The organism is Pseudarthrobacter woesei (genome assembly GCF_055412745.1).
Genome location: NZ_JBVAYU010000014.1, coordinates 1 through 14,838, shown reverse-complemented (window position 1 = coordinate 14,838; position 14,838 = coordinate 1). Strand labels below are relative to the sequence as shown.

The following is a 14,838-nucleotide window of genomic DNA, read 5'->3' as shown; positions in this document are numbered from 1 at the left end:
TTCAGTCCTTCAGGTTCAGGCCGCGGAGTTCCCGCCGCTGGATCTTGCCGGTGTGCGTTTTGGGCAAATCGTTCAGGATGTAGAGCCGGCGCGGGTACTTGTAGGCCGCCATCCGCGCCTTGGCGAAGGAAATCAGCTCGGCATCCGTGGCATGTTCGCCGGCCTTAAGTGAGACATAGGCAACCACGGCTTCGCCGCTGTAGCTGTCCGGCTGGCCCACCACCGCGGCTTCGAGGACGGCGGGGTGTTCGTAGAGGGCGTCCTCGACTTCCCGGGGCCATACCTTGTAGCCGGACACGTTGATCTGGTCCTTCATCCGGTCCACGAGGTAGATCCAGCCGGCCGCGTCCATGATGGCGACGTCCCCGGTGCGCAGCCGGCCGCCGGGAATGGCGGCTGCGGTCTCTTCCGGTTTGTCCAGGTAGCCCGGCGTCACCTGCGGCCCGCTGAGCTCCAGCTCCCCCGGCTCGCCGTCCGGAACCGGTTCGCCGTCCGGGCCGATGACGCGGGCCATGAGATCCGGCAGCGGTACGCCGATGGCGAGCGTGCCGCTGCCGGGGTCCACCGGCGCCACCGAGCCGGGCGGCACCGCGATCACGGCCGAGGCCGTCTCGGTCATGCCGTACACATTGTGGATGTACCGGCCGAACCGTGCCCGGAAGGCCGCCACGGTGGCCGGCGGGATCGGAGCCCCGCCTGAGTAGATGTACTTCAGCGTGGCGAACTCCGCCGACGTCGCGTGGGGCAGGTCCAGGAGCGCGTTGAATGCGGTGATGGACCCAATGACGTGGGTGACGCCGTGCCTGCTGAAGGATTCCAGGATGACTTCGGGCCGGACCCGGTTGATGAAGACCAGGTTCACAGGATGGATCAGGGCCGTCACCGCGGTGGCCACGGCACCCGTGATGTGGAACAGGGGCGCCAGCGCGAGGATGACATCCCCGGCCGCCAGGTCCTGCCACTGCGCATAGCCCGTTGCCACGCTCAACACGTTCCGGTGGGTACCCAGGGCACCTTTCGCGGGCCCGGTGGTTCCCGAGGTGTACGTCAACAGGGCCACGCTGTCTCCGCTGACCGCTGCCGGGACGGGGACCTGGCCGGAACGCCGGCCGAGGATGGTGCGCAGGTCCTGGTCCTGGCGCTGAAGCCGTTCCGTCGAACGGAAGACGCGCGGATCATTTTCGCTCTGGAAGTCCAGGTCTGAAGTGGTGACCGCCCAGCCGACGCTGCTGTTGCGCAATGTTTCCGCAACGCTTTCAAGCTCGCTGTCCACGCACACGATCCCGACGGCGCCCGAGTCGTCGATGATGGTGCGGAGCTCTTTTTCCTTGTACATCGGGTTCAGCAACAGCGCCGTCCCGCCGGCCTTCCAGATCGCCAGCATGCACAGCGCGAACTGGGGGATGTTCTGCAGATAGATGCCGACGGCGCTTCCGGGGCCAACGCCCCGCTCCTGAAGTTCGACGCCGAGGGCATCGGCGAGCGAATCGACGTCGGATGCCGACAGCGACTGGTCGAAGTAGGTGACCGCGACTGCGTCCGGTGCAGAGCTGACCCGCCGGGCCCAGGCCTCGTTGATGGTCCGCGCGGCCGGCTCGGTGCGGGGTTTGACGCTCTCGGGATACAGGGCGGTCCAGGGTCGGTCTACGTTTTGGTTCACGGCGATGAGTCTCTTCTTCGTTGAACAGAGGTCAGTGAATCTCTTTGTGACTTAGATTTCTACTTTACCGAGCGCTCGCTCGGTTTCATCGAATATAGTGTAGATACACAACTACGGCAAGGGGTCATGGGGACATGGGCGGACAAGGTGTCACACATTCAACGGCGTCGGAGGCGGCAACCGTTACAGCGGGCACGGTGACTGCGGGCACCGGGACGGCGGGCACCGCCGGAGGGTGGCAGGATTTCTCTCCGCCTGCGCTCCGCCCGGTCCTGGCCGCCGCTTTGGCCTGCTTCATGGAAAACGGCTACCACGGGACCACCATCCGCCAGATCGCCACCCGGGCGGGCCTTTCGGTCCCCGGCCTTTACCATCACTTCGCGTCCAAACAGGCGCTGCTTGTGGCGCTCGACGCCGAAGCCATGCTGGAGCTGTGGACCCGGAGCACGGCGGCCCTGGCCGACGGTCCGCAGTCCGTGCTGGACCGGTTTGACCGGCTGGTCCGCTGTCTCACGCTGTTCCACGCACACCGGGGAGAACTCGCCTTCATCGCCCTCAGCGAGATCCGCAGCCTCGAGGGATCGGCCAGGGCGGACCACATCGCGGCCCGCGACCGCCAGCAGGCCCTGCTGAGCGGGATCATCGACGACGGTGTGGCCGCCGGGATCCTCGACGCACCCCACCCCCGCGAGACCAGCCGCGCCATCACCACCATGTGCACCGGCGTGGCCCAGTGGTACCGGATCGACGGCGCTCTCACGCCCGAGGAACTGGCGGACCGCTACGGCCGGCTGTGCCGCCTGACCGCCGGGGCCGTCGCGGGAGCCGTCGCGGGCAGCTGATTGGGCTTACCCCGGCGATTGGACCCGCCCGTTCGCCACAGATGGCCGCCATGATCCCCTCATAGCGGCCATCTGTGGCGAATCGCGGCCGCTAAGCACCCCCGCTTAGCGGCCGTTCCCGTCCAATAGCCCGCGCCGGCGGCAGCCGTCCTGCGAGAATGGCCCCATGACCGCCATAATCCTGGGCTGGAACCCGGACCGCTGGAACGCATGGAACTACCCCGCCATCGTCGGGCACGTCGCCGAGACCGGACTGTTCGTGGAGCCGTGGAGTGTGGGCCGCCACCGGAGCATCCCCGCCGGTGCGGACGCCTGGCTGCTGCTGCAGGGCAGGCACGGGCTTGGCCTGATCGGCCACGGCGCCGTGGTCTCGGAGCGCCCGGAGCCCGGGGAGACAAGCCTGTACGTGCAGGTGGCCTTCGACGCCCTCCTCCCCCTCGGCGAGCAGATCGCCGTCGACGTCCTCAAGGAGGCTGCGCCGGCAGTCCTGTGGGGCAGCGTTTACGGCTCCGGCCAGGCCGTCGATCCCGCCGAAGAGGCAAACATCCGCGCCCTGTGGGGTAGCTTCGGGCCTCGTCCCGGTCCCGACCCCACGCAACCAGTACCGGGCACCTACCCGGAAGGCGCCGTCGCCCGGGTCCAGGTCAACCGGTACGAGCGCAGTCCGGAAGCGCGGCGGGCCTGCATCGCGCACCACGGCACCACCTGCGCCGCCTGCGGGTTCTCCTTCGAGATCAGCTATGGCGGTATCGGCAAGGACTTCATCCACATCCACCACCTCGTGCCCGCCTCCCAGCTCGGCAGCGGCTACGAGTTGGATCCCATCACGGACCTTGTGCCGCTCTGCGCCAACTGCCATGCCATGGCCCACCAGGGCGTGGGGACACCGCGGACGGTCGCCGAGCTGAGGCGGATCATCGCCGGGGCCGGCTTCCTGCGCGGATCCACGGTGTCTCCCGGGGAGCTGGAAGCGGAACGGGCGGCCCGGCGGATGCTGGAGCCGCAGTAGCCCCGCTCCTGCCATTGCCCCCGGGGTGCCCGCATCATCCAATCGCTGGACTTTGCGGCGGGGAGCACATCAGACTGTCTACAACAGCTGGATTGGCGGCCCCGCACTTCCATGTTCTCGTCCGGCCGGGTTCTATCAGCTGCATCGTTGGGGGCGTTGCTGCAACACCTTTTCCAGCATCGTGAAAGGACCTGGTTATGCCGGATTTGTCAGCCTTCTTCCCGCTTTTGGCCACGCTCATCGGGGCGGCAATCGTCGTCGGCGTCCTGTGGCTGGCCACCAAGCTGATGTGGAAGGTAGCCGAGCCCAATGAGGCCCTCATTATCTCCGGCCTGACGCGGGGGACGCTGAACACCCGGGAAGGCATGGACTTCAAAATCGTCACAGGCAAGGGGGCACTCGTGTTTCCCGGGCTGCAGACAGTCAGGACCCTGTCCCTGACCCTCAATGAAACCGAACTGAAAGTCTCCTGCGTGACGTCGCAGGGCATCCAGGTGATTGTCGAAGGTGTTGTCATCTACAAGATCGGGGACGCTCCGCCTTTCATCGCCAACGCCGCGCGGCGGTTCCTCGGGCAGCAGCCGAAAATGGAAAGCCAGGTCTACAACGTGTTCGAAGGGCACTTGCGCTCAATCATCGGCTCCATGACCATGGAGGAAATCATCCGCGAGCGCGACAAGCTCGGTTCACAAGTCCGCAGCGCCAGTGGCGTTGAAATGGAAAAGCTCGGCCTGGTGGTCGATTCCCTGCAGATCAAGGACCTGCAGGATCCCACCGGGTATATCGAGAACATCGCCAAACCGCATATCGCCCAGGTCAAAATGGAGGCGCGGATCGCCGAGGCCACCAGGAACCGTGAGGCGGCGGAAAAGGAAGCGGAAGCGGAGGCGCTGATTGCTGATGCCCAGAGTATCTCTGCCATCCGGCAATCCGTGGCACAGGCCAACGCGGAACGGGCCAAGGCACAAGCAGCCCAGGCCGGGCCCCTCGCCGACGCGACAGCCCGCCAGCAGGTGGTGGTCCAGGAGACTGAAGTGGCCAAGCTCGAGGCGGACCGTGAGGAACAGAAACTGCAGACCAGCGTCCGGAAGCCGGCGGATGCCAAAGCCTATGCCAAGCGCACCGACGCCGAAGGTCAGAAGGCCGCAGACATCAGCGCAGCCGAAGCGCTGGCCCGGCGCACGGAACTCGAAGCACAGGTCAACGCCAGGCGGACGGAGCTGCAGGCCCAGGCCAATGCCACGGCGGCGGCGGCCGCGGCCGGAGCCACCCGGGTGACCGGCGAAGCGGAGGCGGCGGCCACGAAGGCCCGCGGTGATGCAGCCGCCTCCGCCATCAAAGCCAAGGCATTGGCCGAGGCGGACGGCATCAAGGCACGCGCCGAAGCCCTGGGAACCAATCAGGAGGCCGTCATTTCCCAGCAGCTGGCGGAAAACATGCCGGCCATCATCGCGGCAGCAGCCGAACCGTTTGCCCATGTCGGGCAGCTGACCGTCCTCAACGGAGGCGAGGGCATCAACAAGATGATCGGCGGAATCCTGGCACAGGTCGGCGATTACCTTCCGGCACTCAGATCGTCCCTCAGGAACGTCCGGGAGGATCCAAAGCGGCCCCCGAAAGCGCCGGATGCATGATGCATAGGGACGTTGACCGGAGCCTCACCGGCAGGATCGGACGGGTCACCGGCCGCATCGGGCCGGGCACCATCGGCGAAGTCATGATGCCGTTCCGTGGAGGAACCAGCGCGTTCCACGCCCACCCGTTCGACAAGACCAGCGTCTTCGCGGTCGGCGAGGAGGTCCTGGTCATCTACTACGAGCCGCCGCAGACCGTCTACGTTGATGAGCTCCCGGATGTCCTGAGGAAAGACACCCGCGGTTAAAGGCGCCACACGGAGTACGGCACGCTCGGCAAATTGCCCGCCATCCAGGGCGGCTCAGAGGGCTCCCGCGGGTTCCGGCCGCGTCCGTCGCGCAGGACCACCACCACCGTGCGGACCACACCCAGCAGCACGACGGCGGCCACGAGGATCAGGAAGACGACGATCGATCCGGACATTTCTGGAACACCCCTGGCTCCAATTTTACGGCCGATTTGTTGATCCGCACCGGGTGATGCCTGCACCCATTTGCCGTACTTGGCCGCTTCGCGGGGTGGTTTAGCGGCCATCTCTGGCGAATCGACGGCCGCGCCCCGGAGCATCAGGGGCCGCGGTCGGGGTGCGGGCGCCGACGCGGTGGCCAGGATGGACATGCCCATTCTTCGCTGCAACGACAGGGCACATAGGGACTATGTCCAGCCATTGGCGCGGCCGGAGGGCATGCCCAGCGGGCGGGGCGGCCTCGCAGCAGCGGCAGAGGTGGACATGCCCATTCTTCGCTGCAACGAAAGGGCATACAGGGACTATGTCCAGCCCTTCGCCCGGCCGGAGGGCATGCCCAGCGGGCGGGGCGGCCACCCAGCACCACAGGAGGACACGCCCAGTGGCCAACCCCAGATCCCGCCCTGTTAACCCACTCTTCCCTCCCCCGCCACACGCCTGACCCCACACCGACAGCCGGCCCCCGCACCGTGGAGGGGTGAGGATCGCAATTGTGGCCGAATCATTCCTGCCGCTGATGAACGGGGTAACGCACTCAATCCTGCGCGTCCTGGAGCATCTCCAGGAGCGCGGGGACGAGGTGCTGGTCATCGCGCCGTCCACCCAGGACAACGAGGCCCCGGACGAGGTCTACGGCGCGTACGTCCAACGGCTTCCCTCGGTTCCGCTGGCCGGCTACACGAACGTACGCGTGGCGATGGGCGGTGTCTATCGGGTCAAGCGAATCCTTGCCGAATACGCACCGGACGTGGTCCACCTCGCGTCACCGTTCGTGCTCGGCTGGCGGGCGGCCCAGGCCGCGCACCAGCTGGGGATCCCCACCATAGCCATCTATCAGACCGAGGTCCCCGGCTATGCCGGCCGCTACGGGGTCCCGTTCCTGGAGAACTGGGCCTGGAACCGGGTGGAGAACATCCACCTGCTGGCCTCCCGCACCCTGGTGCCCTCCAGTTTCGCGCTCAACCAGCTCCGTGGCCGCGGCATTCCACGGGTTGAAATGTGGCGGCGCGGCGTGGACACACAACGGTTCTGCCCGGCCAAGCGCGACGACGGCTGGCGGGCTTCCGCTGCTCCCGGCGGCGAGCGCATCATCGGCTACGTGGGCCGGCTCGCCGTCGAAAAGCAGGTGCAGGACCTCGCGGTGCTGGCCGATGTGCCCGGCACCCGGCTGGTGATCGTGGGCGACGGACCGCAACGGCGGGCCCTCGAGTCGGCCCTGCCGGACGCGGTGTTCACCGGTTTCCTCGGCGGCGAGGAGCTGGCCCGTGCCATCGCCTCCTTCGACCTCTTTGTCCACCCCGGCGAGTTCGAGACCTTCTGCCAGACCATCCAGGAGGCCATGGCTTCGGGCGTGCCGGTGGTGGCCACGGGCCGCGGCGGGCCGCTGGACCTCGTCGAGAACTCCCGCACCGGCTGGCTCTACGAGCCGGGCGACCTCGCCGCACTGCGGGCCCGGGTGATGGACCTGATGGGCGACGACGCCAAGCGCCGTGCGTTCGCCGCGGCGGCCCACGCTTCGGTCCAGGGCCGAACCTGGTCGGCGCTGGGCGATGAGCTGGTCCTGCACTACCGTGAGGTGGTTTCGGCGAGCACCGCCGGCCACAGTCGCCGTGGCGCCGCACTCAACCACCGCTGACCGCCCCGCGCGTTTTGGCCTGCGCGGCCACCCCGCTGAAACGCCCGGGCCCCGGCTTGGTCTCCGTGTCCCCTTGAGACCCCTATGATTTCCTGAGGGGAGGACTGTCTCAATGGAACATCTGTGGTCTCACATTCGTAGGGCGGCAGCCGCGTGACGGCTTCCCCGCGCCCGGCACCAAGCCCCGAGGCAGTGCTGGAATCCAGCCCGGACGCCCTCCTGGTGGTCGCCGAAGACGGCACCATCCTCCTGGTCAACGCCGCAACGGAACGTATGTTCGGCTACACCCGGGCCGAGCTGGTGGGCCAGGATCACCGTATGCTCCTGGCCGAGGGCTTCCGCAGCGGTTTCCAGCGCCTGTTCTTCGCCCTCCGCAAAGAGCTCGACGCCGGTACTGACCCCGCCGGCCTCCCGCCGGTGGAAGCCTACGGACTGCGCCGCGACGGCACCGAGTTCCAGGGCGAACTGACCTACGCCCTGCTCACCACGCGCCAGGGCGTAGGCCTGCGCCCGGACCGGAACGCCAACCCCGCCACCCCCGCCGAACCCATCTGCATGGCCGTCACCGTCCGGGACACCTCCCACCGGACGGAAGTGGACGCGGGTCTCCGCGAGGCCATGTCCCTGCTGAGCGCCACGCTGGAATCCACTGCCGACGGCATCCTCGTGGTCAGCGCCGAGGGCCAGATCGCGGGCGTCAACAACCAGTTCGTCTCGATGTGGGGCATCCCCCGGGAACTGCTGGCCACCCAGGACGACGACGCCGTGCTGGGCTTCGTCCTGGACCAGCTCAAGGACCCCGCCCAGTTCATCGAAAGGGTCACCGCGCTCTACGCCGATCCCGTGGCGGAAAGCCATGATGTCCTGGATTTCCTCGACGGCCGGACCTTTGAACGCTACTCCCGCCCGCAGCTGGTCGCGAACCAAGTGGTCGGCCGCGTCTGGAGCTTCCGCGACGTCACCCCTACCCGGATCGCGCAGGACCAGATCACCAAGGCCATGGCCGATCTTGCCGAGCAGGCGGCCCAGCTCAAAGCCCTTGCCTTCCAGGACCCCCTGACCGGCCTGTCCAACCGCCAGCTCTTCAACGACCACCTCGCGGCCGCCCTGCGCGGGCCGTGCGGCACCGCCGTCGACGTCCTGCTCCTGGACCTTGACGACTTCAAGGAAGTCAACGACATTCTCGGCCACCACGCCGGTGACCAGATGCTGATCGAGGTGGGACGGCGCTTGCGCACCTGCGTCCGCCCGCACGACGTTGTAGCACGCCTGGGCGGTGACGAATTCGTGGTGCTCCTGGTCGGCTCACCGGATCCCGAGGCCGTCGCCGAGCGGATCGTCGCGACCCTGCGGACGCCGCTCTGGATCGACGGGACCATGCTGCGGCCCAGCCTGAGCCTCGGCCTGGCGTCGATCGGCGAGGACACCGGCGCCTCCGAACTGCTGCGCCGCGCCGACGTCGCGATGTATGCCGCTAAAGCCGCCGGCAAGAACCGGTACCTGCGGTTCCGTCCCGAGATGATGAAGTCCCTCGTGCAGCGCACGGAGATGGTGTCCGGGCTGCGGCTGGCCGTGGACAGCGGCCAGATCGAGGTGTACTACCAGCCGATCGTCTCCATCAGGCTGGGCGTCGTAGTGAAGGTCGAGGCGCTGGCCCGCTGGAAGCGCGACGGCGAGATCGTCCCGCCGCAGCAATTCATTCCGGCCGCCGAGCGCAGCGGCCTGATAGTCGAGATCGGCACCGAGGTGTTGCTCAAGGGCTGCACCGACCTGAAGCCCTGGCTCGCCGAAGACGCCACCCGTTCCCTTGCCGTGAACGTCTCCGGCGTGCAACTGCAGCACGGCGACTTTGCCGAGCTGGTGCTGGCGGTGACGGCGTCCTGCGGGGTTGATCCGCGGCAGCTGGTGCTGGAAGTCACCGAGAGTGTGTTTTTCGACGACGACTGCCACGTGATCCAGCAGCTCACCACTCTCCGCAACGCCGGGGCGCGGGTGGCGCTGGATGATTTCGGCACCGGCTACTCCTCGCTGGGCCGGCTCCAGGATTTGCCCGTGGATACCCTGAAGATCGATCAGTCTTTCGTCTCCATGATCCACACGGGTACGGAGAAGCTGCCGATCCTGAGCGCCATGATCGGTATGGCCCACGGGCTCGGGCTGAACGTCACCGCGGAGGGTGTGGAGACGGCGGCACAGGCCGAATACCTGATGAACCTGGGCTGCGATTCCCTGCAGGGCTTCCTGTTCTCCGGCCCCGAACCCGGGTCCGCTTTGGGGCCCGCTATCGCCCGATCGGCCCAGGCCTTCGCCGGGCTGCGGGGCGGCCGGGTCTCCGGAAACCGGTGACCCGGAAGCGCGCATCAAAGTACTGGATGCCGAGGTGCTGGACACGGGGCCCGGGCACCCTATGATTCAGTGAAACGCATTGCCCGCGGCGTCGCCGCCGGGTTTGTTGACATCCGTTGCTTTGGGGGGCCGGTATCGCCATGGGATCTGGGAATGAAGAGAGCCTGCTGGAGCAGAGTCCCGATGCTTTTTTGCTGCTGACCGCGGCCGGAACCATCGCGTTCGTGAATTCGGCGGCGGAGTGCCTCTTCGGCTACCGGCGCGATCAGCTCCTGGGCGTCCAGCACAACATCCTGCTCTCCGAGGACGAACGCGGCGGGTTCCTCCGCGTCCTCGGCCGGCTTGGCCGGGGCAGCCTGGCCGGCAAGCGCCCGTTCGCGGCGGCAGGCCGGCGCAGTGACGGCACCGAAATGGCCCTGGAGATCACCTGCTCGCTTGTAACGTTCGACGGCGGCACTGCCGTGGCGGTCGCCGTCCGCGACGGCAGCCACCGGGAAGACACCGATTCCGGCCGCCGTCTGGCTGTCTCCCTGCTGGACGCCACGTTGGAAACTACCGCCGACGCCATTGTTGTGGTCTCCAGCGAGGGGCTGATCACCGGCATCAACGACCAGTACCTGAACCTCTGGGGCATGCGGCCGGAGATCATCGCGGCCGAGGACCCGATGGCCCTTGTCAGCTTCATCACCGAGCAGCTGGTGGATCCGGCGTACTTCCTGGCGAAGGTCACCGCCCTGCACGCGGACCGGGTGATGCAGAGCCATGACGTGCTGGAGTTCAAGGACGGCCGCACCGTGGAACTCTTCTCACGCCCGCAGAAGGTGGCGGACAAAATCGTGGGGCGGATCTGGAATTTCCGCGACATCACCTCGCGCCGCAACGCCCAGGACCAGGCCCGCCAGGCGATGGAGGAACTCGCCGAACAGGCCGACAAGCTCAAGGAACTGGCCTTCCAGGACCCGCTGACGGGCCTGGCCAACCGGATGCTCTTCAACGAACGCGCCGCCGCCGCGCTGCTCACGCCCGGGCCCGTCCACATGCTGCTGCTGGACCTGGACGACTTCAAAGAGGTCAACGACGTCCTCGGCCACCACGCCGGGGACGAGATGCTGGTGGAAATTTCCCGGCGGCTGCAGCAGTGCGTGGGTCCCCACGGCACCGTCGCGCGGCTGGGCGGGGATGAGTTTGTGGTCCTGCTGGTCGACTGCCGGGACGCCGACACCGTCGCGCAGCGGATCGTCGCCACCCTGAATGCCCCGGTCTCGATCGAGGGCACCCTGATGCGCCCGGGCCTGAGCCTGGGGGTGGCCTCACGGGAGGTGGGGACCATGACGTCCTCGGAGCTGCTGCGGCGGGCTGACCTGGCCATGTATGCGGCCAAGGAAGCCGGCAAAAACTGCTACGTGCACTTCCGGCCGGAAATGCTCGCCGCGCTGCTGGAACGCACCCAGCTCACCGCGGGGCTGCGCCGCGCCGTCGAGCTCGGCCAGATCATGGTCCACTACCAGCCGGTGGTCTCCACCGAGCAGCTCGAGGTGGTGCAGTTCGAGGCTCTGGCCCGCTGGGAGCGGGACGGGCAGCTGATGGCCCCGGACGATTTCATCCAGGCCGCCGAGCGCAGCGGCCTGATCCGCGACATCGGGGCCGAGGTGCTCCGGCGAAGCTGCACCGAGCTGTCACCGTGGCTCTCGGGGGATCCCTGCCGGACCCTGGCCGTGAACGTCTCCGGCGTGCAGTTGCAGCACCGCGACTTCGCGGAGCGGGTGCTGGACATCGCGGCCTGGAGCTCCGTCGATCCGCACCAGCTGATCCTGGAGGTGACGGAAAGTGTGTTCTTCGATGCCCACTCCCACGTCATCCAGCAGTTGGAGGGCCTGCGCAGCGCCGGGATCCGGGTGGCCCTGGACGACTTCGGGACGGGCTATTCCTCGCTGGGCCGGCTGCAGGAGCTCCCGGTGGACATCGTCAAGATCGACAAGTCCTTCGTCTCCATGTTGCGTACCGGCGCTGAGAAGCTGCCCATCCTGACCTCGATGATCCACATGGCCCGGAGCCTGGGCCTGAAAGTCACCGCCGAGGGCATCGAGACGCCGGCCCAGGCCCGCTACCTGATGGACCACGGCTGCGATGCCCTGCAGGGCTTTATGTTCTCCCGCCCGGAGCCCGAATCCCGGCGCGAACTCGCCATCCGCAACTCGGTGGCGGCCATCGCGGCGCTCGAGGGCATCCCGCTGGCGGGATAACCGTGCTGAAACATTCTGCCGCGGCATGATGCGCATCACGCCGCAGCGGGCCGCACGGCATATGATTTGTGAAGCGCAGCCCACCATGTTCTTCGCAAGGTGCCGGCAATCCGTATCCGTCGCGTGGGGGCAGGCAAAACATCATGGACTCAGGGTTCGCACAACTACTGCTGGAACACAGCCCGGATGCACTGCTGGTCCTCGACCCGGACGGGTCCATTTCCTTCCTGAACACAGCCGCGGAGCGGCTCTTCGGCTACTCCCGCACCCAGCTCATCGGCGCCGACCACAGCCTGCTGCTGGCCGAGGCTTCGCGTGAGGACTTCCATGCTGTCCTGACCGGTGTGGGCGCCACCGCGGCGCACCTCTCCCAGGCCTTCACCGGTTCCGGCCGCCGCGCCGACGGCTCCGAGTTGCCGGTCGAAATCATGTGCTCGCTGATTCCAGCCCAGGCGGCCACGGGCTCCGGTCCCCCGTCCGTCGCGCTGTCGGTCCGCGGCACGGTGAACCGTCCGGTTCCGTCATCGGACGGCCGCCCGGGCTACGCCGCCGCCGCCGCGGCAGACGCCGGGGCGCCCCGCCGTCGCACTGCTGCTGCTTTCCCCGCCGTTCCCGCGGCGTTTGCCGAGCACGACGACGAGCTCAAGGCCGGCGTGCTGCGTGATCCGCTCACCGCACTGCCCAACGGGACCCTGTTCAATGAACGCCTCGCCGCGGCCCTGCGCCGGCCGGACCCGGTGGATGTGCTGCTGCTGAACCTGGACGATTTCAAGAGCCTCAACGACATGCTGGGACGCTCGTCCGCGGATGAACTGCTGGTGGAGGTCGCAAGCCGGCTGCGCAACTGCGTCCGCCCGCACGACACCGTGGCCCGGCTCGGCGGCGACGAGTTTGTGGTGCTGCTGACCGAATGCCTCAACGCGGACGCGGTGGCCACGCGGATCGCCGAGTCCCTGTACGAGCCGCTGCGCGCCGGCGGCTCCGTGGTGCGGCCCGGCGTGAGCATGGGCCTGGCCTCGAAGACGGCGAACACTTTGGACGGCGCCGAGCTGCTCCGGCAGGCGGACGCGGCCATGACTGCGGCCAAGTCCGGGGGCAAGAACACCTGGTTGCGGTTCCGGCCGGCGATGCTGAACACGGCGGCGCACAAGGCCGACGGCGAGACCGGGCTCCGCCACGCCGTCGAGCTGGGCCAGATCTCGGTCCACTACCAGCCCGTGGTGTCGCCCGGCCTCGGTTCGGTGGTGCAGTTCGAGGCGTTCGCGCGCTGGGAACGGCACGGCCGGCTGGTCCCGCCCAATCAGTTCCTTCCCGTCGCGGAGCAGAGCGGGCTCATCCGCGAAATCGGCGACGAGGTCATGCGCCGCGCGTGCGCCGAGATCCGCCCCTGGCTCGCCGGCGACGCCGCGCACAGCGTCGCGGTGAACGTCTCGGGCCTGCAGTTCCAGAACCGCGACTTCGGCACGGACGTGCTCGCAATCGTGGCCGCCACCGGGGTGAACCCGCGCCAGCTCACGCTGGAACTGACCGAAAGTGTGTTCTTCGACGCCGGGTCCGACATCCTGCGCCAGCTGCGCCAGCTGCGGGAAGCCGGGGTGCGGATCGCGATGGACGACTTCGGGACGGGCTATTCCTCGCTGGGGCGGCTCAAGGAGCTGCCCCTGGACATGGTCAAGATCGACCGTTCCTTTGTGGCGATGATCAAGACCGGCCAGGAACAGCTGCCGTTCTTTGCCACCATGATCAACGCAGCGCACCACCTCGGTCTGAAGGTCACTGCCGAGGGCATCGAGACGCCGGCCCAGGCCAGGTACCTGATGGACCGCGGCTGCGACTCGCTGCAGGGTTACCTGTTCGCGAAGCCGGCCCCGGCCAGTGAGCTTGCCGGGACGATGGAAAGCGCCCTGACTGCGATCGACAGGGTCGACGCCGCGCGCTGACTCCGGTTACCCCCGGCTACCCCCGCTGATCGAGCTTGTCGAGATCCAGGGCCACCAGCGCCTCGCTGCGCTCCCACAGCTCCCGCGCGAGCTCCGCGTCGTACGCCTGCTTGTTGGCCTTCGCGAGGGCCCGCTTGGCGTAGTAGGCCCCGGAGATCCAGTCCTGCCCGGGCGTCGCCGTGGCGAGCCAGAGCAGCGTGTCGGCGCCCTGTTCGGGGCTCAGCAGGAAACGGTTCAGAATCGTCTTGTAGGCGTGCCGCATGGGGCTCGTGGAATCGGCCGCGAAATTGGTGGCCACGACGCCGGGGTGGAACGCCGCCGTGGTGATACCCTCCGCCGCGTAGCGGTTGTTCAGTTCGCTGGTGAAGAGGATGTTGGCGAGCTTGGCGGTGCCGTAGGCGCGGTTGGTGGAGTAGCCCGTGGCCGCGTTGAGGTCCTCCACGTCCAGTTTGCCGAAGCCGTTGGCGGCGCTGGCGGTATTGATGACCGTGGCGTTGCTGGCGGTGAGCACGTCCATCAGCTCGGTGGTGAGCAGGAACGGTGCCAGGTGGTTGATCTGGAAGGTCTTCTCGTGGCCGTCCACGGTGAGCTCGCGCTTGCCCAGGATCCCGCCGGCATTGTTGGCCAGGACGTCGATCCGCGGGTACTTCTCCTTCAGCTGCGCCGCAAGCTGGCGCACCTGGGCCAGCTCCGCAAAGTCCGCGACGAAATAGTCCGCGCCGATCTCCTTCGCAACTTTCTCGGTCTTCTCCGCTGACCGCCCGACGACCACCACGCGGTCCCCTTGTTTGCTCAGGGTCCGCGCGGCGGACGCGCCGATCCCGTCGCTGGCGCCGGTGATAACGATGGTCCGCTGGGTCATAAAAAGTCCTTCGAAGGGAGGAGGGTGGCACTGGTACAACGACGCCGGGCCGGCTTGTGTTCCGCTTTTGGGTGGGGGGTTAAATGCGGGAGAGCCTCCAGACTGTGTCTGGAGGCTCTCGACCACTATTTTGTAAATAGTGTCCGGCGGTGACCTACTCTCCCACACCCTCCCGGGTGCAGTACCATCGGCGCTGTGG

The 14,838-nt window shown here is 67.5% G+C and carries 11 protein-coding genes; 8 read left to right on the top strand and 3 right to left on the bottom strand.

What is annotated here, in order from left to right; genetic code table 11:
* Position 1: 1 nt before the first annotated feature.
* Positions 2–1,660: a class I adenylate-forming enzyme family protein gene (locus ACZYZE_RS16405; RefSeq protein ID WP_463908909.1), complete on the bottom strand. Its 1,659-nt coding sequence runs from the start codon at positions 1,658–1,660 to the stop codon at positions 2–4.
* 197 nt (positions 1,661–1,857) lie between these two features.
* Between ACZYZE_RS16405 and ACZYZE_RS16400 the strand changes: the two genes are divergently transcribed.
* The 4 genes from ACZYZE_RS16400 to ACZYZE_RS16385 all read left to right on the top strand — a co-directional run bounded on the left by ACZYZE_RS16400 (position 1,858) and on the right by ACZYZE_RS16385 (position 5,393).
* Complete coding sequence (locus ACZYZE_RS16400; protein WP_463908907.1) at positions 1,858–2,502, top strand: TetR/AcrR family transcriptional regulator; 645 nt, start codon at positions 1,858–1,860, stop codon at positions 2,500–2,502.
* A gap of 166 nt (positions 2,503–2,668) precedes the next feature.
* Positions 2,669–3,511 (top strand): HNH endonuclease, encoded by an 843-nt coding sequence (locus ACZYZE_RS16395; protein WP_459320146.1) that lies wholly within the window; start codon positions 2,669–2,671, stop codon positions 3,509–3,511.
* A 197-nt stretch (positions 3,512–3,708) separates the two neighbouring features.
* Positions 3,709–5,145: a flotillin family protein gene (locus ACZYZE_RS16390; RefSeq protein WP_459320145.1), complete on the top strand. Its 1,437-nt coding sequence runs from the start codon at positions 3,709–3,711 to the stop codon at positions 5,143–5,145.
* The gene (locus tag ACZYZE_RS16385; RefSeq protein ID WP_498049667.1) at positions 5,142–5,393 is read left to right on the top strand and encodes an NfeD C-terminal domain-containing protein; all 252 of its coding nucleotides are present in this window, start codon (positions 5,142–5,144) and stop codon (positions 5,391–5,393) included. The genes ACZYZE_RS16390 and ACZYZE_RS16385 overlap by 4 nt, the downstream gene beginning before the upstream one ends.
* Here the strand turns inward: ACZYZE_RS16385 and ACZYZE_RS16380 are convergent.
* Positions 5,390–5,764 carry a hypothetical protein gene (locus ACZYZE_RS16380; RefSeq protein ID WP_459320144.1) on the bottom strand — a complete coding sequence of 125 codons (375 nt, stop codon included), beginning with the start codon at positions 5,762–5,764 and terminating at the stop codon, positions 5,390–5,392. The two genes, ACZYZE_RS16385 and ACZYZE_RS16380, sit on opposite strands and share 4 nt — an antisense overlap.
* 326 nt (positions 5,765–6,090) lie before the next feature.
* Here ACZYZE_RS16380 and ACZYZE_RS16375 point away from each other — a divergent pair, with 326 nt between their 5' ends.
* The 4 genes from ACZYZE_RS16375 (at position 6,091) to ACZYZE_RS16360 (ending at position 13,777) form a co-directional block, all read left to right on the top strand.
* On the top strand, positions 6,091–7,248 hold the full coding sequence (locus tag ACZYZE_RS16375) for a glycosyltransferase family 4 protein (protein ID WP_463908904.1): 1,158 nt from the start codon (positions 6,091–6,093) through the stop codon (positions 7,246–7,248).
* Between the two features lie 153 nt (positions 7,249–7,401).
* Positions 7,402–9,594 carry a sensor domain-containing protein gene (locus tag ACZYZE_RS16370; RefSeq protein ID WP_463908902.1) on the top strand — a complete coding sequence of 731 codons (2,193 nt, stop codon included), beginning with the start codon at positions 7,402–7,404 and terminating at the stop codon, positions 9,592–9,594.
* 140 nt (positions 9,595–9,734) lie between these two features.
* Positions 9,735–11,837 carry a putative bifunctional diguanylate cyclase/phosphodiesterase gene (locus ACZYZE_RS16365; RefSeq protein ID WP_463908900.1) on the top strand — a complete coding sequence of 701 codons (2,103 nt, stop codon included), beginning with the start codon at positions 9,735–9,737 and terminating at the stop codon, positions 11,835–11,837.
* 143 nt (positions 11,838–11,980) lie between these two features.
* On the top strand, positions 11,981–13,777 hold the full coding sequence (locus tag ACZYZE_RS16360; protein WP_463908898.1) for a sensor domain-containing protein: 1,797 nt from the start codon (positions 11,981–11,983) through the stop codon (positions 13,775–13,777).
* Between the two features lie 16 nt (positions 13,778–13,793).
* Here the strand turns inward: ACZYZE_RS16360 and ACZYZE_RS16355 are convergent, their stop codons facing one another.
* A complete protein-coding gene (locus ACZYZE_RS16355; RefSeq protein WP_463908896.1) occupies positions 13,794–14,639 on the bottom strand; it encodes an SDR family NAD(P)-dependent oxidoreductase in 846 nt (281 codons plus the stop codon).
* Positions 14,640–14,838 lie beyond the last annotated feature (199 nt).